This window comes from Oceanisphaera sp. (assembly GCF_048268965.1).
GTDB lineage: Bacteria > Pseudomonadota > Gammaproteobacteria > Enterobacterales > Aeromonadaceae > Oceanimonas.
The window spans coordinates 34,808-50,854 of record NZ_JBLWUK010000002.1 but is presented as its reverse complement, the minus strand read 5'-3'; the positions used below and the strand labels follow the sequence as shown (position 1 = coordinate 50,854).

Here is a 16,047-nt window from a genome sequence, read left to right as displayed (position 1 = left end):
GATTTTTAAGGCAGCTTTACCTATAATCGCTCGGCCCACGTTACACCGCTGTCTATAAGACGGCATCACTGTAAACAGACTCGTGCTCGAAGGGGTACACAGTTTGCTCGTGTTTTGCGCATGTGCGCAAGTGTATGATTCATTTTAAGTAATTTGGGTTTATCCATGAAAACTTTTGTAGCTAAGCCAGAAACCGTAAAGCGTGACTGGTATGTTGTTGATGCAGAGGGCAAAACTCTGGGTCGTTTGGCCACCGAGATCGCTAGTCGTCTGCGTGGTAAGCACAAGCCGGAATATACTCCGCATGTTGACTGTGGCGATTACATCGTTGTTATCAATGCCGAGAAAATTCAGGTAACCGGCAATAAAGCCGAAGGCAAAATCTACTATTCTCACTCCGGTTTTCCGGGTGGCCTGAAGTCAATCACCTTCGAAAAGCTGATTGTACGCAAGCCAGAGATGGTCATTGAGTCTGCCGTTCGCGGCATGCTGCCTCGTGGCCCACTGGGTCGTGCTATGTTCCGCAAGATGAAAGTCTTTGTCGGCGGCCAGCACAACCACGCTGCGCAACAACCTCAAGTACTGGACATCTAAGGCGGGATTAGGCAAATGGCAGAAACTCAATACTACGGTACCGGTCGTCGCAAAAGCTCTACTGCACGCGTATTCGTGAAGCAGGGCAGCGGCAACATCGTTATCAACAAACGTTCACTGGATCAGTACTTTGGTCGCGAAACCGCCCGCATGGTGGTTCGTCAGCCTTTAGAACTGGTTGAGATGACTGATAAATTCGATCTGTACATCACCGTTGCCGGTGGTGGCATTTCTGGTCAGGCTGGCGCTATTCGTCACGGCATTACTCGTGCCCTGATGCAATACGACGAGACCCTGCGCGGTTCACTGCGCAAGGCAGGCTTCGTGACTCGTGACGCTCGTAAAGTGGAACGTAAGAAAGTCGGTCTGCATAAAGCACGTAAGCGTCCTCAGTTCTCCAAGCGTTAATTGGGAAGGCGTTGTACATCAAAAGCCCGGGTTTACCCGGGCTTTTTTTATATGTGAAGAAATGAATTATTCTTCTGAGTAAAGCCTTGTTTTAAAACAACAAGTTATACCACTAAAGAATAATTTATTGGTTCTTCACCCGAACTTGTAAAAGACCTCGCTTTTCTTTAGAATTTCAGGGTTTTTTGTGGCAATTAAAACCATAAAATCCGCCGTAGTTGTCACAAGCCGTCTCGAAGCATGGAACGAACTATAAACGCGCGGAGACCAAATGGGAGAGTTTTTGGATGAGCAATGCGCCAGTTGATACCGGTCGCCGCAGGTTTCTGACCTGGTCAACCACAGCCGTGGGTGGGGTCGGAGCTGCTTTTGTCGCTGTACCTTTTATTTCTTCGTGGAACCCCAGCGCCAAAGCAAAGGCGGCCGGAGCTCCAGTGGAAGTGGATGTCAGCAAAATAGAACCGGGCCAGTTACTCCGGGTAGAGTGGCGAGGCAAACCTGTTTGGATAGTCCGCCGTAATCAGGCTACTCTGGATGCTTTGGCCAAACACGATAACCAGCTGCGGGACCCGAATTCCGCAGAACCGCAACAACCGGATTATGCTCAGAACAGCTATCGCTCGATCAAGCCCGAGTTGTTTGTGGCGGTGGGACTCTGTACTCATTTAGGGTGTTCACCTACCTACTTGCCTAACTCCTTTGGCGAACAGGTTCAGGGAATCACCTCTGGTTTTTTCTGTCCCTGTCACGGCTCCAAGTTCGACATGGCCGGTCGCGTCTTCCAGGGCGTACCTGCTCCACTGAACCTGGTGATCCCCCCTTATTATTATGTCAATGATACCTCCATTCTGGTGGGTGAAGACAAGGAAGGAGCCTAAGCATGCTGGGTAAACTCGTATCCTGGATTGACGAACGGATTCCGATGACGGCGACCTACAACAAGCATGTAGGTCAGTATCCGGCGCCAAAAAACTTTAACTTCTGGTACTTCTTTGGCTCACTGGCCATGCTGGTGCTGGTGAACCAGATCCTGACCGGGATCTGGCTGACCATGAACTACAACCCGTCCGGCGAAGGCGCTTTCGCCTCTGTCGAATACATCATGCGTGATGTGGAATACGGCTGGCTGCTGCGTTATATGCACTCCACCGGTGCTTCCGCCTTCTTCGTGGTGGTGTATCTGCACATGTTCCGCGGCCTGATTTACGGCTCTTACCAGAAGCCTCGTGAATTGCTGTGGCTGTTTGGCATGCTGATCTTCCTGGTGCTGATGGCCGAAGCCTTCATGGGTTATCTGCTGCCCTGGGGACAGATGTCGTTCTGGGGAGCACAGGTGATTATTTCGTTGTTCGGGGCCATTCCGGTGATCGGCGACGACCTGACCCTGTGGATCCGTGGTGACTACGTGATTTCCGGTGCCACCCTGACCCGCTTCTTTGCGCTGCACGTGATTGCCCTGCCGCTGGTACTGGTGATTCTGGTGTTCCTGCACATAGTGGCGTTGCACGAGGTGGGTTCCAACAACCCCGATGGCATCGATATCAAGAAACACAAAGACGAAAACGGCTGGCCGAAAGATGCTATTCCGTTCCACCCTTACTACAGCGTTAAAGACGTAGTGGGCGTGGCAGGCTTCCTGTTCCTGTTTGCATTCGTGATCTTCTTTATGCCAGAAGGCGGTGGTTACTTCCTGGAAGCACCCAACTTCGAAGCGGCCAACAGCTTGAAAACGCCCGAGCATATTGCACCGGTTTGGTATTTCACGCCTTTCTATGCCATTTTGCGTGCCGTACCCGACAAGCTGATGGGGGTTATCCTCATGGGGCTGTCCATTGCCGTACTGTTCGTGTTGCCCTGGCTGGATCGCTGCAAGGTGCGCTCGTTCCGCTACCGCAGCAAGCTGCACCTGTTGAACATCATTCAGTTCGTGATCTGTTTCGTGATTCTGGGTGTGCTCGGTGCTCTGCCGTCTACCCCGGCGCTGACGCTGCTCGCGCAGGTTACTTCGTTCGGCTATTTCGCCTTCTTCGTACTGCTGTTCTTCTACAGCAAAAACGAAAAAACCAAGCCGCTGCCAGAGAGGGTTACATTTAAATGAAGAAGTTAATCATTGCTGTACTCGCCTTTTTGCCGGCGTTCGCCTTCGCTGCAGGAGCGAGTGTCAAGCTGGACAAGGCAAACTACGACTTGACTGACCAGGCATCACTGCAAAACGGTGCCAAGTTGTTCATGAACTATTGTGCTGCTTGTCACAGTACTCAGTACCAGCGGTACAACCGCGTGGCCGAGGATCTGGGCATTCCAGAAGACATCATGCAGGCGCACCTCAACTTTACCGGTGTCGCCATCGGTGAACTGATGGAGAACGCCATCCCCGAGAAAGATGCGGCCAACTGGTTTGGTGCGCCACCACCGGATTTAACCCTGGTGGCTCGGGTACGTGGAGCCGACTGGCTGTATACCTATTTGCGTTCTTTCTATAAGGATGACAGCCGTCCCTTTGGCGTGAACAACCTGGTCTTCCCTTCCGTGGGCATGCCCCATGTACTGGAGCCGTTGCAGGGTAGTGCTACGCTTAAGACGGTAACGCGCACTGTGGATGGTAAAGAAGTCACCACACCTGTGGGCATTGAAGCCGCGGGTAACGGTGAGCTGACCGCCGAAGAGTATGACAATGCCGTGCTGGATATTGTCAACTTCCTGGTTTACTCCGCCGATCCGGTGAAACTGGAACGTCATCGCATGGGTTACTGGGTACTGGGTTTTCTGGCTATCTTCTTTGTCTTTGCTTACATGCTGAAGAAAGAATACTGGCGTGACGTACACTGATTAGACATCGTCTAAGCTAGGTTTGGGACGGCAATGGGGCAAAGCGCTTCCATTGCCGTTCCTGTTTGTAATTTGCGGAGGATTCAATGGCAGTTGCGGCTAATAAACGCTCTATCATGACGCTGTTTTCGGGCGCCGATGATATTTATAGTCACCAGGTACGTATTGTACTGGCGGAAAAGGGAGTCAGTGTCGAGATCAGTCAGGTAGAGCTGGATGCGCTACCCGAAGATATGCTGGAGCTGAATGCTTATGGCACTCTGCCGACCCTGGTCGACCGAGAGCTGGTGCTTTATGAGTCAGATATCATCATGGAATATCTGGATGAGCGCTTTCCTCATCCACCACTGATGCCGGTTTATCCGGTGGCGCGTGGTAAGAGCCGGTTGATGATGCATCGTATCGAGCAGGACTGGTATTCTCTGGTCAAGCGTATTCAGCGTAACGAAAAGGCGGATGAAGCGCGCAAAGAGTTGCGGGAAGCCCTGTTGGCGGTGGCACCGGTATTTGCCGAATATCCTTACTTCATGAGTGAAGAGTTCAGCCTGGTCGACTGCTACATGGCTCCCTTGCTGTGGCGTTTGCCGTCTCTGGGCATAGAGCTGACTGGCCGGGGCGCCAAAGAGCTTAAGGGCTACATGATCCGCTTGTTTGAGCGTGAGTCCTATCAAGCTTCCATGACCGAAGCCGAGCGCGATATCGGTGGCAAGATTTAATTATGGATAATCTGACACCCAGCCGTCCTTATTTGTTGCGGGCCTTCTATGAGTGGTTGCTGGACAACGAGCTGACACCGCACTTGCTGGTGAATGCCGAACTGCCCCATACCACAGTACCGCAGCAGTATGTAAAAGATGGCCAGATAGTGCTGAACATTGCACCCCAAGCGGTCGTCGGCCTGCAAATGGATAACGAGGCGGTCAGTTTCAGCGCGCGCTTTGGTGGTTCACCATTTCAGGTTTATATACCCATGGCGGCGGTGGTGTCGGTGCAGGCCCGTGAAAATGGTGCCGGTACCTTCTTCCCCCCCGAGCCGGGTTACGAAGAGTGGCTGGCCACTCTGGATGAATCGGCAGCTGCGGATACCCCTGCAGTCGAGACGGAGCCGGAAGATGATCCTCCAGCACCTAAAAAGGGCAGACCCAACTTGCGGGTCATAAAATAAAAAAACGCAGCCAATTGGCTGCGTTTTTTATTGCTGTTATTACTGCAGCGTACAGTGTTCAGGGGGCCGCCTGTACGAACTCGAAGACCGTAATGACCCGCTTGACGCCATTGATGTTGCGGGCGAGCTGTACCGAAATATCCGCTTCCTTCTGGGTCACCAGGCCGATTAAAAACACCTCGGCGTTTTCGGTGACGACCTTGACCTTGGTGCCGTCGATATTCTTTTCGGCCAGCAGGGTGCTCTTCACCTTGGAGGTCAGCCAGGAGTCCTGGCTGCGCGCGGTGATATCCAGCGGCTGGCCCAGGCGAATTTCATTGAAAATCTCTTTGACACCGGGGACGCCCTGGACGATGTCTTCAGCCTGCTGGCGATAGGCTTCGGTAGGCGCCTGACCAATCAACAGGCTTTTGCCGTTGGTGGTGATCACGACCAGGCGGCTATCGGCCCACAGCGGCTTGGTGGCGCCCAGGCGATGGGTGGCGCGCATGTCTATGGCCTGGTCACTGACCTGGGTGCCGACGGTTCTGCGGTCGGTTGCGGAGCCAATGCCGGTACCGGCGCCGGCCAGCATCACCCCGGGGCAGCCCTGCAGCAGCAATACCGATGCCAGAACGGCGAGATAGCGTGGTTTCATTATTCATCTTCCTCTTGCGGGAACAAGGTACGATCGATCAGGTCGCACAAGCAGTGCAACGTCAGCAGGTTTACCTCGTGAATGCGCGGTGCACGCAATGCCGGTACCCGAATTTCCACGTCGTTGGGCCCCAGCAGCCCGGCAAGCTCGCCGCCGTCCCCTCCGCTTAGTGCCACTATGGTCATGTCCCGGCTCAGGGCCGCTTCTGCCGCCTTGATGAGGTTGCGGCTATGGCCACTGGTGGAAATCACGACCAGCACATCCCCTTCCTGGCCCAGGGCGCGGATCTGGCGTGAATAGGCTTCATCAAAGTGCTGATCGGTGGCAATGGCGCTGATGCTGCTGGTATCCAGCGTCAGGCAAATGGCTGGCAGCGCGGGGCGCTCGGTTTCGTAGCGGTTGATCAATTCGCTGACAAACAACTGGCCCAGCGCATTGGAGCCCCCATTGCCACACACCAGCAACTTGTTGCCGTTGAGCAGGCACATGACCATCATTTGCGCGGCGGCCAGAATGTCGTCGGGAAGCGCCTCGGCGGCGGCAATCTTGGTTTGAATACTTTCCGTAAAACTGGCTTTTATTTCTTCCTGCATTAACTTTCCTCAAAAGGCATTGGGTATCCAGTGAACATCGTTTCCTTCACAGGCAACCAAATCGAATCGACAGGGCTGTTGTGATTCATTCAGCCCTTTCGCTTGTAAATAACAATGGGCAGCCCGGCGCAACTTTTGCTGCTTGGCAGGGGTGACCGAGGCGGCGGCTCCCCCGAAATGATTGTTTTTGCGATAACGTACTTCGACAAAGACCAGGGTCTTGCCGGCACTCATCACCAGGTCAATTTCACCCAGCTTGCACAGATAGTTACGCATCCGCAACTTGAGTCCCTGGCCGAGCAAGAACTGCTCGGCCCGCCGTTCAAACTGCTCGCCCTTATTGCGGCTGCTCGAGGTCTTGCTGCACTGCGTCGAGGCTGTGCGGTTGTTCGAATTGTTGCTGCCAGTCGCCATCGCTGTACTCCATCCATTGCAGTCGTCGCTGCACCACGCCTTGCTCGGTGACACTGAGCTCACCGGTCAGTCCGGGGGCAGAGGCGGAACCCACGCGTAAATCCGTCAGCTGGGGTATCAAGGTCAATGCATCATAGCCGAGGGCAAACAGCCGTAACCAGCTGGCGTTGCTGGCGGGCCACAGGCGTTCGACTTCCTCCATGAGCTGAGGGGCACTGCCGAACAGCCAGGGCATATCTGCCAGCTGCAACTCATTAAGCTCGCTCATTGGGGCTTCGCCACCGGGAATATAGCTGCGCGAGGTGACATAGGTTGGCAGCCGCTTGCTGCGGCTATCTCTGACGAAGTCGAAGTACGGCAGGATCAGGCGGGTTTCGGTGGCGTTGGATGCCATGAAGACCGAGTCGATGGCGCCGGCTGTGGGGGCTGCAGTGCCCACCGGCTGAATGACTCCGGCGGCCACCATAGTAGGTTGACTCCTGAGTGCGTTGCGGACATCCGTTTCTATGGCCTGTTTGCTGCTGAAATAGGCGATACGCGCCTCTTGGCCACTTTGTTGCTGCCAGCGGGTATTGAACTCGCTGGCAACGCGGCGGCCCAGCTCGTTGTTCGGGGCAAATACCAGTGGCTGACGATGCCCCTGTTCCCACATGTACAGGGCGGCTTCAGCGGCCTCGGCTTCCGGGGACAGCGAGAAGTAGTAGCGATGGGGCAAGCTGGATGGCTGGGCGGGCATATTCAGGGCCAGTTGTGGCATGGCCGGATCCAGGCTACTCAGGGCATCGATATCTTCTTTCAGCAGCGGGCCCAGAATGAAGTCTGCCCCGGCCTGCTGGATCTGCTGATAGAGGTTGGCCATGTCCCGGCCGTTGGTGTCGAAGAAGCTGATCCGTGACGACTGGCCCTGGTGGGCGCTCAGTATGCCGTTGCGAATGGCATCGGCCTGTTCAGCCAGCTTGCCGGACAGCGGCAGCAGCACGGCAATATGGCTCGGCCGATAGGATTCCAGCATCATTTCCGGACCTGTACTGTCGGGCAGATAGCGGTGTGCGGGGTGATCCGGGTAGGCAGTACGCCAGGATTGCAGCTGCCAGCGGCGCTGCTCCGGCCCGGTATCCCTGTTGTTCAGAATTGCCATCAGTCGCAACCAGCCGTTGACCGGCTCGCTGTTGCGGGTGTCCTGAGCCAGGCGCAAGGCCAGCGCCGTCGGTTGGGTCAGCAACTGGTAGATACGCTCCAGGCTGGCATCCTGCTCCTGGGCACCCAGCAGCGGCTGGCGCTCGATCAGCACCTTGGCGGCGTCGATTGGCTGTTGCTGCTGTTCGAACCGATTGGCCTGCAACAACAGATAATAGCTGGCCGCGTTGGGTGGCAGGGCTTTGCTGTCCATGGCGTCCAGTCGCTGACCGGCCAGCCCGGCATTACCGTCTGCCAGGGAGGCGGCGGCATCCAGCAGGGAGATTAACGGCAGTTGTGCCTGGGTGGCTTGCTGTCGCAGGCGGGCCAGTTGGGATTCGGCGGTGCCGACATTGCCCTGCTGCAGCCAGGCGCGAATGGCCAGCACCCGCCAGGAAAAGGCATCCGGCTCGGCGGCCCGCTCGGCCTGGGCCTGATATTGCTCGGCACCGCGGTCGGTGATACCGAACATGTCCGGCGCCGGCTCTGACGGCCCCTTTTGCAGGGGACCGATACCACAGGCCAGTAGCATGGATGAAAGCACCAGGGTGCATAATAGCCGTGTTACACTATTGCGTTGATGTTGTGTTGCCAATCCCTTTAATCCCAAGCTGTGTCATTCTGGTCCTAAGTGTAATAGGGCCATGACGGTGAAACAATTGCTTACACAGGAGTCCCTATGAGCCAAGCGGCTGCACTTTATATTGTGCCAACCCCTATCGGCAACCTGAATGATATCAGTCAGCGCGCACTGGATATATTACAGCAGGTTGATTTAATCGCCTGTGAAGATACCCGCCACACGGCGAAACTGCTATCTCATTACCAAATTAATACCTCGACCTGGGCGTTGCATGATCATAACGAGCAGTATAAATCCGAACAGCTGGTCAAGCGGCTGCTGGATGGGCAAAGTGTAGCCCTGGTCTCGGATGCCGGCACGCCCCTGATCAGCGATCCTGGCTATCACCTGGTCAATAGCTGTCGTGACGCCGGCATTCAGGTTATTGCCATTCCCGGCCCCTGTGCCGCCATTACTGCCTTGTCGGCGGCGGGTTTGCCCACGGATCGCTTCGCGTTCGAAGGTTTTTTGCCGGCAAAAGAAAAAGCACGACTGGATAAAATCACCCAGTTGAAAGATGAGCCGCGCACCCTGGTGTTTTATGAATCCCCCCGGCGTTTGCTGGATAGTGTGGCCGCACTGGTTCAGGTACTGGGGGAAGATCGCCAGTTGGTGGTGGCGCGCGAGTTGACCAAGACCTTTGAAAGCATTCACAGTTTGCCCGCCGGGGAAATGCTGTCCTGGCTGCAAGAAGATACCAACCGCAGTCGCGGCGAAATCGTGCTCATGGTGGCCGGTTACCGTCCCAGCAGCGAAGACGAACTCTCGGCCAAGGTGTTGCGCACCCTGACCCTGCTGTGCAGTGAGCTGCCGTTGAAAAAGGCCGCTGCCCTGACCGCCGACATTCACGGTGGAAAAAAGAATGCGCTCTACAAGTACGGGCTCGAGAACGGGCTTTAAGGGCGATTGGATCTAAGAGGCTCAAGGTAGGATTTGTGCATCAGATCCAGCGCTGCTGGATTTCGCGGCTAAAGCGCGCGGCTACATTCGTGCACCATGCGAATATCGGCGGCGCAGCTTTCCTTATGTCGCACCGATGTAGGCACTGCGACCGCTGTGCAATATCGCGCCGGGATATTTTTGCTTTGATCTTTTCTGTAAAGAGTCAGAGGGGCTTTTTGTATCCAATATTAAAAATTAAGCATTCAATATTGGTATAGCAGCGTGGCTGGTGTACAATCCGCCGCGGAGTTGGCTGGGTAATCGCTGCTTCGTCGTTGTGCTTTCGGGCATACGGGCGGAGGGGAGGAAAGTCCGGGCTCCACAGGGCAGGGTGCCAGGTAACGCCTGGGGAGCGTGAGCTCACGACCAGTGCAGCAGAGAGTAAACCGCCGATGGCTCGCAAGAGCACAGGTAAGGGTGAAAGGGTGCGGTAAGAGCGCACCGCGCGACTGGTAACAGTTCGTGGCAGGGTAAACTCCACCCGGAGCAAGACCAAATAGGCCTCCTACAGGCGCGGCCCGCGCTGGAGGCGGGTAGGTTGCTGGAGCCAGTGAGCGATTGCTGGCCTAGAGGAATGATTACTAATCGAGCTTGCTCGATACAGAACCCGGCTTACAAGCCAACTCTGAATGAACAACTGGCGGGGGTTTGCACTAGTTTCTTACACGGTGGTACACCGAATGAGTCACCCAGTGCAACACTCTCGCCAACCATTTCCCTATCTTTTGTATAGGAATGGGTATTACTACTTCCGCTTTAAAACCCTCAAACGTCATAGATTCATCTTCCCTAAATCAGAAATCAGAGTCTCACTCAGGACTGATAGCCTAAAGCTTGCTCAATCACGAGTAGCCACAAAACTAACTGTAATTCACCAGCTCAAGGAAAGCTTAACCATGGATAAAGCCCTCTTAACAGCTCTATATACTGAGTTGTGTGACTTCTCAGGTATGGACAAGTTAGACAGTTACGAGCGTCAAGATTATCTTGGTGGTGTGATGGATGTGGCTGGTGACATACGTTTTAGTTTACAAGAGGGATTAGACTTCGATCTTTCTAAGACCCAAATCACAGCAAAGCCTACAGGAGAACCAAGTAGGGAGTATCTTTCCTTGTTGCTAGGTTTACTTGATCTTAGAGCTGAACGTGCTCGCGGTGGAGTATCACCTCAATTTTTATCTCAAAATGAAGAGGTTAGGAGGTTACTGAATTACTACGTTGACACCCCAGAAAAGCAACTCTTGCTGTCTGAAGCTTGGGATATGTTCTTTAAATTTAAGACTTCTGATAAGCAAAAAAGACCGTGGAGCGAAACAATACAGCAGAACAATTTAAGGGCGTTCAACAACATCCTGCTTGTCATGGGTGATAGGCCAGTTCAGAGTATTTCTAAGCGTGATGTTAAAGATTGCTTGGTGATTCTTGCTCAGTTCCCCCAACGGAACAAGAAGCCTTACAAGGATATGAAGCTAGAAGACATACTAAGTGACCTGGATGCTACCCCTGAAGAAGATACTGTCTCCTCTAAGTGGGTTTCTGAGCACCTTAAGCTGATGCAGAGCTTCTTCAGTGCTTACTTGAAGAAAGAGGTCGATATTCTAGAAAAGTCACCCACTGAGGATGTTAAGTGGGATGTTACCAGTGTCCCTTATGCTGCCTACTCAAATGCAGAGATTAACAAGATTGAGAAAGAAGCTACCAGTTTAGACGGATGGAAGAAGTGGATTCTCCTTCTTGGAATTTACTCTGGTTGTAGGAGGTCAGAGCTTGCTAGTTTAACTATGGAATCTTTCCATAAAGATGAGGACAGCAGCCTTGATTATTTCTTCATTGGGAAGGCTAAGACAGCTGCAGGTATCAGAAAAGTTCCTGTTCACCAAAGGCTGATAGAACTAGGTTTCTTGGACTTTGTACAAGCTTCTAAGGGAAGCAAAGTTTTCCCCGAATTGACCTCTTACAATGCAATAACTCGACACATAGACTTGGTTAGGGACAAGTTAGAGATACCGCCTACAGACGTTGAAGGTTTTAGAAAGTCTTTTCATAGCTTCCGCCATACCTTCATAACGAAGGCACGAGAGAAGGGTAACGATAAGTCTTTAATACAAGTGGTCGTAGGTCATCAAGGGACACGTGATGTAACCGACATTTATACCCATACAAGCAGCTACGGGATCAAGGTCTTAGCTGACATAGTGAACTCTGTTGAGTTTGGCAAATAAATAGACTTTAAATACTTGGTAGACCTCCCCCTCCGCCCACATAAATCGAGGTTCCCAAATACTATAGCCTTAGCTTACAGATTTAATGCAACTTAATGGCTCCTGTGTGGCTCTGTGGTGGCTTTCAATCTGTCAGTTAGGTTCATCTGTTGGTTTTGGGTGGGGCTCTTTATAGGGCGCTGCAGGGACTCACAAAACATAAGGTTTACAGCGCTCCTTGTATAGTAAATATTAACTACAAGGTTAATGAGGTAGGCAGCATGCCTTTACAGGCTGTATGCGCACTGTTAAAGGCCATCTGCTTAATCGGACATGGCAATGTATAGGTTTTCATTAGTGTAGCTTAAAGGGTGGGTGCAGAGGCTGTGAGTAGGCATCACGGATGGGTATTATTGAATAAAGGATACGAAAAAAACCTACAACTCAATCACTTTGAAGAAGGAAGGTGATCAAGCTATAGGGGCTTTCTGAAGAACTGAGAAGTAATTTAGGAGGTGTTAAAGCTAATCACTCACACAGACGTGTCAGATGATAAGTTTTAAGAAGAATTTTATAAAGGCTTTACAACAGGAAAAAGAGAGGTAAAGAAGAGTGAAACGAATGTCTCTCTTAGGAAGGGAGGATTCAACATTATAAAATGTACTTATGAAATCCTTTATAAAGATGAAGTAAGGCTTAAGTAGGCATTAGATAGTAACTAATTTTTTTATCTGGTTTGCTTTCAGCTTACTTTTATTTTATAGGGTATTTCATAAGGTTTTATAGTAACACGAATTTCATCAAAACACAATAGCATTACGGTTAATAAAGCAACACTTAGATAAAGCTCGGGTTGCTTTAAAGATTATGGCTATGGCTACCGAGTACCGATTGAGTGACTACAACTACAGAAGATAGAGCGTGACGATGTAGTTACCATACCTTAGAACACCTTCTTGAGTCGGTAAATGGAAATCAACACCTTCAATGGTTGTGGCTTTTTGACTATTTCCATATGGTAAGTTTGAGAATCTGTCAGCTAGACTTTCATCTTTACCACTAAGTCTTAAGGCATTACGAAGACCTTCCACAAGATAGGCTGTGCCAGTGAACTGTCCATTACTATTTGGGTAGAGAGAAAGTGTGAACTCCGCATTCTTCGAATACGTAAGTTTGGAGCTTGAGCCGTCCTTCATTTTGATTTCACATTGCACCCTTTCGTAATTCTTCTTGCTACTTTCAAAAGCGATTCTTCCTGAACTGCAATGCAAGGTATCCCTTTTAACCTTTTGAATACTCGGCATTATTTCAGCATGGGACGCATTGGCAAACATTAGAGATGGTAATAAAATAGCAGTCGCTAAAAGTGGCTTGATATGAAACATAGCTTGTTTTCTCTTCATTATATTATCCCTGAGTGGCGAACAGGGTATACGGCTAGCTTTTTAAGTCAATTTTCAAGACCTAGTTTCCAATGCTTTTTAACTGACAGTAAAGGTGATGTTGATCATTAAGCTGTGAGTTTTAACAATATCATGCCTAGAACAGGCAGCGCGCCCTCACAGGCTGTACGCGCACCTTTAAAGGCATTCACCGCACTGCTGGTAGTGATGCGTAGGTTTCCACTAGCGTTGATTATATGGGGTTGCAGGGGCTATTAGGGGGTGGTTGAATTGAGGCATGAAATACCTCCTGAACAAACACAGCACTAGAACGAAGAAGGTAACGCACTAAGGTAGGAGGCTTTATCAGGCTGTTAAATTCAGGAGAAGTTAAAACTGGTCAGGAGTGGTTCAGGTGATATGTACTTTAGAAAGACCTTATGAGAGCTTTGCAAAGGTTGATCTCTAGAGGATAAATAAGAGTAAAACGAATACCCTTTTAGAGTAGCATACACCCCCAGGGCGGGAGCATATTTCCAAAGTGGTTATTTTGTGGTCAAGATAGCACCCACCCATACCAGATTGTCGATGTACTCAACACTCTTATCAACTTGTTATGAGATAGAATAAATATGAAAAAAAACATATGTGGCATTATTATTTCCTTTACTTTTCTCTGCAGCTGTAAGCGCTGAAAATTGCTTTGTGGAGGAAGAAATTGCAATGTATATAATGACGGCTAGGCAGTCAGGCGTGACAAAAGAAGCAGCAATGCATCAGTCTAACGGCATAAAAATCCATGAGTTATATGTTGACTTTGCATATGATAAAATGCCATATCATCAAGAAATGAAAAAGAAACAGGAATCAGTGGCTGAATTTAAAAAAATGATATATCTAGCTTGCGTAAATCGGGCGAAACCGTGAACTAATTATTAAAAATCGAGATCAACTAAGTGAGTTCAGTTGACGTCCTTTTTGCTTAGCTTTTTAGGTGTTACATTCAAGGCTTACGTCAGACGTTACACCTTTTAAGCTGTTTGGGTTTGAGCTGGCGCTTGTTAAAGTTCAGCGTTCCAATGTCGTTTGATAGTAGACAGAGATAAACCTAGGGCTGCCTGAGATTGGGATTGCGTTAACCCTTGCTCTTTAGCCGCTACAACACGCTTGGTTGTTCCTGTTGCTTGAGGTCTACCCAACTTGGCGCCAGCCGCTTTAGCTCTCCTTAACCCCTCTTGAGTACGCTCTACGATCCTATTCCTCTCGAACTCTGCAAAGACACTGAACAGCTGGAGCATAAGACGCCCTTCACTGGTTGCTAGGTCAGAGACAGGTAGGTCTAGACTCACAACTTTAATCCCACATTCTAGCAGCATGTTGATGGTCTGTTGTATGTCGATATTATCTCTACCCAATCTATCCAATTTTAGAACCACCAACGTATCGCCCGACTCAAGCTTGTTATCTACCAAGTTCTTAAACTCTGGACGAGCCATAGCGCACGTAGAGCCAGAGATAACCTCTTCTACTACTCTGCTGGGGATTACCTCATAACCACGATTAGAAATTTCTAACACTTGGTTATCTGTAGTTTGTTCATTGGTGCTCACTCTGGAATATATAAAGGTGCGGCTCATTGGTGCTGCTCTTAGTGGTGTCATAAAGTGGTGTCAATAATGCGTAAGGGTTCAACAAGTGTCAAGCCCTATTTATATGACACCAATATGAGCACTCTAACGACGGGGTTATAAAATGGTCGATTGATGAGCCTAGCAAAAGTCGGTAACCCTTTTGATTTATGTGGTCTTTTGTCCGCGCTAGCACAAGAGGTATTTTGAAATTGTAAGAGATGCTTAAATAGGTATCTGTTGCGTCTAGGCACCCCAGTACTGAAGAAGCTAAGTAGGGTGTAGCAGACAAATGTTTACTGAGTGCAAAATGAGCGTCAGAATTATCGAGTGTTGGGTCGCTGTTACTGCGCTACATCAGACTAAGGAGAAAGGAAGTGGGTATAACTGAATTTGCATTAGGTTTTATGATTGGTGGTGGATTGATTGCATGGTGGTGGGAGTCAAGCAAGGCTGAAACTAGGCTGCGGGCAGTAGAAAGCTATAAACGTGCTCTGATATATAAACTTGAGGCTGATTGCTCTCACTTGAGTACCGATGATAGAGGCAAGATCAAGAGCATTATTAATTCAGAGTATTTGTGACTTACTCTAACTATAACTGCTTAGAGCTAGATGATGTGTTTCTGCTTTAGCTTGGAGGTTTTGACTAGTAGTAGTGATACACCGAATGGTACACTTACAGCCATTAAATCCATATAGCTAGTGGATTTCTCTGCTTTTGAACGTCGGCTGCTGGCTTACAAGCCAACTCCCACTTTTTTTAAAAAAACGCAGCTTCGGCTGCGTTTTTTGTTGGACTCATACCAGTACAGAGTCTGGCAGTAAAACCGTCTTCGTTTCACCTTGTTAGCACTCATACCCGACTGAGAACCCTTGCGGCAGGCAGCGCTCTTTTCTGTTGCGCCTGCTTGAAATGCGAGTGCTCGCTACATACACTCTAGCGAAGTGGGAAAATGTGGTTTTTTGTGGAACAAACTCACGGTTAAGGACTCATAATGCTGCGTGGTGCACACGCCATCAGCCTCGATAGCAAGGGCCGGCTGGCAATACCGACTCGATTTAGAGACCGGTTTCGTGATGAAAGCGAGGGCCTGCTGGTTTGCACCATAGATATCTTTGACCCCTGCTTATTGCTTTATCCGCTTAATGAATGGGAGCTGATAGAGAAAAAGCTGCGAGCATTATCGAGTACACAGCCGCAGGAGCGGCGTTTGCAACGAGTATTGCTGGGACACGCTACCGAATGCGAGCTGGATGCTCAGGGGCGCGCCCTGGTGCCGAGTCCACTCAGGCAACATGCCGGACTCACTAAAAAAATCATGCTGGTGGGGCAACTCAATAGATTCGAAATATGGGATGAATCTCGCTGGCAACAACAAATTAGCGATGATTTGCAGGCTCTTCCGCGAGAAGACTGGGAATTGTCGGAACGATTGCGGGATTTCGCGTTATAA

The 16,047-nt window shown here is 50.5% G+C and carries 18 protein-coding genes and 1 other RNA gene; 13 read left to right on the top strand and 6 right to left on the bottom strand.

The genetic code is table 11. The annotated features are described in order from the left end of the window. Nucleotides 1-165: 165 nt before the first annotated feature. The 7 genes from rplM to ACN0VL_RS01505 all read left to right on the top strand — a co-directional run bounded on the left by rplM (nt 166) and on the right by ACN0VL_RS01505 (nt 4,996). On the top strand, nt 166-594 hold the full coding sequence (gene rplM / locus ACN0VL_RS01535) for a 50S ribosomal protein L13 (protein WP_417614365.1): 429 nt from the start codon (nt 166-168) through the stop codon (nt 592-594). Nucleotides 595-609: 15 nt separating this feature from the next. Then, complete coding sequence (gene rpsI / locus ACN0VL_RS01530) at nt 610-1,002, top strand: 30S ribosomal protein S9 (protein WP_417614364.1); 393 nt, start codon at nt 610-612, stop codon at nt 1,000-1,002. 287 nt (nt 1,003-1,289) lie between these two features. Beyond that, nucleotides 1,290-1,880 (top strand): ubiquinol-cytochrome c reductase iron-sulfur subunit, encoded by a 591-nt coding sequence (gene petA / locus ACN0VL_RS01525; RefSeq protein ID WP_417614363.1) that lies wholly within the window; start codon nt 1,290-1,292, stop codon nt 1,878-1,880. 2 nt (nt 1,881-1,882) lie between these two features. Beyond that, nucleotides 1,883-3,100, top strand: coding sequence for a cytochrome b (locus ACN0VL_RS01520; protein WP_417614362.1), 1,218 nt, complete (start codon nt 1,883-1,885; stop codon nt 3,098-3,100). Then, nucleotides 3,097-3,831, top strand: a complete 735-nt coding sequence (locus ACN0VL_RS01515) for a cytochrome c1 (protein WP_417614361.1) — start codon at nt 3,097-3,099, stop codon at nt 3,829-3,831. The genes ACN0VL_RS01520 and ACN0VL_RS01515 overlap by 4 nt, the downstream gene beginning before the upstream one ends. Nucleotides 3,832-3,917: 86 nt before the next feature. After that, entirely contained in the window at nt 3,918-4,547 is a 630-nt protein-coding gene (gene sspA, locus ACN0VL_RS01510; RefSeq protein ID WP_417614360.1) for a stringent starvation protein SspA, read from the top strand. 2 nt (nt 4,548-4,549) lie between these two features. Then, nucleotides 4,550-4,996, top strand: a complete 447-nt coding sequence (locus tag ACN0VL_RS01505) for a ClpXP protease specificity-enhancing factor (protein WP_417614359.1) — start codon at nt 4,550-4,552, stop codon at nt 4,994-4,996. Nucleotides 4,997-5,054: 58 nt separating this feature from the next. On the opposite strand, the gene dolP is transcribed toward ACN0VL_RS01505, so the two are convergent. The 4 genes from dolP to ACN0VL_RS01485 are packed head-to-tail and all read right to left on the bottom strand — an operon-like array spanning nt 5,055 to nt 8,348. Then, nucleotides 5,055-5,633, bottom strand: coding sequence for a division/outer membrane stress-associated lipid-binding lipoprotein (gene dolP, locus ACN0VL_RS01500; RefSeq protein WP_417614358.1), 579 nt, complete (start codon nt 5,631-5,633; stop codon nt 5,055-5,057). Beyond that, nucleotides 5,633-6,226: a D-sedoheptulose-7-phosphate isomerase gene (locus ACN0VL_RS01495; RefSeq protein ID WP_417614357.1), complete on the bottom strand. Its 594-nt coding sequence runs from the start codon at nt 6,224-6,226 to the stop codon at nt 5,633-5,635. The genes dolP and ACN0VL_RS01495 overlap by 1 nt, the downstream gene beginning before the upstream one ends. Before the next feature lie 9 nt (nt 6,227-6,235). Beyond that, nucleotides 6,236-6,640: a YraN family protein gene (locus ACN0VL_RS01490; RefSeq protein ID WP_417614356.1), complete on the bottom strand. Its 405-nt coding sequence runs from the start codon at nt 6,638-6,640 to the stop codon at nt 6,236-6,238. Next, the gene (locus ACN0VL_RS01485) at nt 6,564-8,348 is read right to left on the bottom strand and encodes a penicillin-binding protein activator (protein WP_417614355.1); all 1,785 of its coding nucleotides are present in this window, start codon (nt 8,346-8,348) and stop codon (nt 6,564-6,566) included. Before ACN0VL_RS01485 ends, ACN0VL_RS01490 begins: the two co-directional genes overlap by 77 nt. A 147-nt stretch (nt 8,349-8,495) precedes the next feature. Between ACN0VL_RS01485 and rsmI the strand changes: the two genes are divergently transcribed. The 3 genes from rsmI (at nt 8,496) to ACN0VL_RS01470 (ending at nt 11,602) form a co-directional block, all read left to right on the top strand. Further along, complete coding sequence (gene rsmI, locus ACN0VL_RS01480) at nt 8,496-9,338, top strand: 16S rRNA (cytidine(1402)-2'-O)-methyltransferase (protein WP_417614354.1); 843 nt, start codon at nt 8,496-8,498, stop codon at nt 9,336-9,338. A 287-nt stretch (nt 9,339-9,625) separates the two neighbouring features. Then, an RNA gene (gene rnpB / locus ACN0VL_RS01475) (RNase P RNA component class A) lies at nt 9,626-10,011 on the top strand. Nucleotides 10,012-10,276: 265 nt separating this feature from the next. Beyond that, complete coding sequence (locus ACN0VL_RS01470; RefSeq protein WP_417614353.1) at nt 10,277-11,602, top strand: tyrosine-type recombinase/integrase; 1,326 nt, start codon at nt 10,277-10,279, stop codon at nt 11,600-11,602. 884 nt (nt 11,603-12,486) lie between these two features. Here ACN0VL_RS01470 and ACN0VL_RS01465 read toward each other — a convergent pair. Beyond that, nucleotides 12,487-12,984, bottom strand: a complete 498-nt coding sequence (locus ACN0VL_RS01465) for a hypothetical protein (protein WP_417614352.1) — start codon at nt 12,982-12,984, stop codon at nt 12,487-12,489. A 627-nt stretch (nt 12,985-13,611) separates the two neighbouring features. On the opposite strand from ACN0VL_RS01465, the gene ACN0VL_RS01460 reads away from it, so the two are divergent. Further along, complete coding sequence (locus ACN0VL_RS01460) at nt 13,612-13,890, top strand: hypothetical protein (protein ID WP_417614351.1); 279 nt, start codon at nt 13,612-13,614, stop codon at nt 13,888-13,890. A 134-nt stretch (nt 13,891-14,024) separates the two neighbouring features. On the opposite strand, the gene ACN0VL_RS01455 is transcribed toward ACN0VL_RS01460, so the two are convergent. Then, entirely contained in the window at nt 14,025-14,600 is a 576-nt protein-coding gene (locus ACN0VL_RS01455) for a recombinase family protein (protein WP_417614350.1), read from the bottom strand. Nucleotides 14,601-14,968: 368 nt separating this feature from the next. Here ACN0VL_RS01455 and ACN0VL_RS01450 point away from each other — a divergent pair, with 368 nt between their 5' ends. Together ACN0VL_RS01450 and mraZ are read left to right on the top strand one after the other, a co-directional pair. After that, on the top strand, nt 14,969-15,175 hold the full coding sequence (locus ACN0VL_RS01450) for a hypothetical protein (RefSeq protein ID WP_417614349.1): 207 nt from the start codon (nt 14,969-14,971) through the stop codon (nt 15,173-15,175). A gap of 413 nt (nt 15,176-15,588) precedes the next feature. Next, nucleotides 15,589-16,047: a division/cell wall cluster transcriptional repressor MraZ gene (gene mraZ / locus ACN0VL_RS01445; RefSeq protein WP_417614348.1), complete on the top strand. Its 459-nt coding sequence runs from the start codon at nt 15,589-15,591 to the stop codon at nt 16,045-16,047.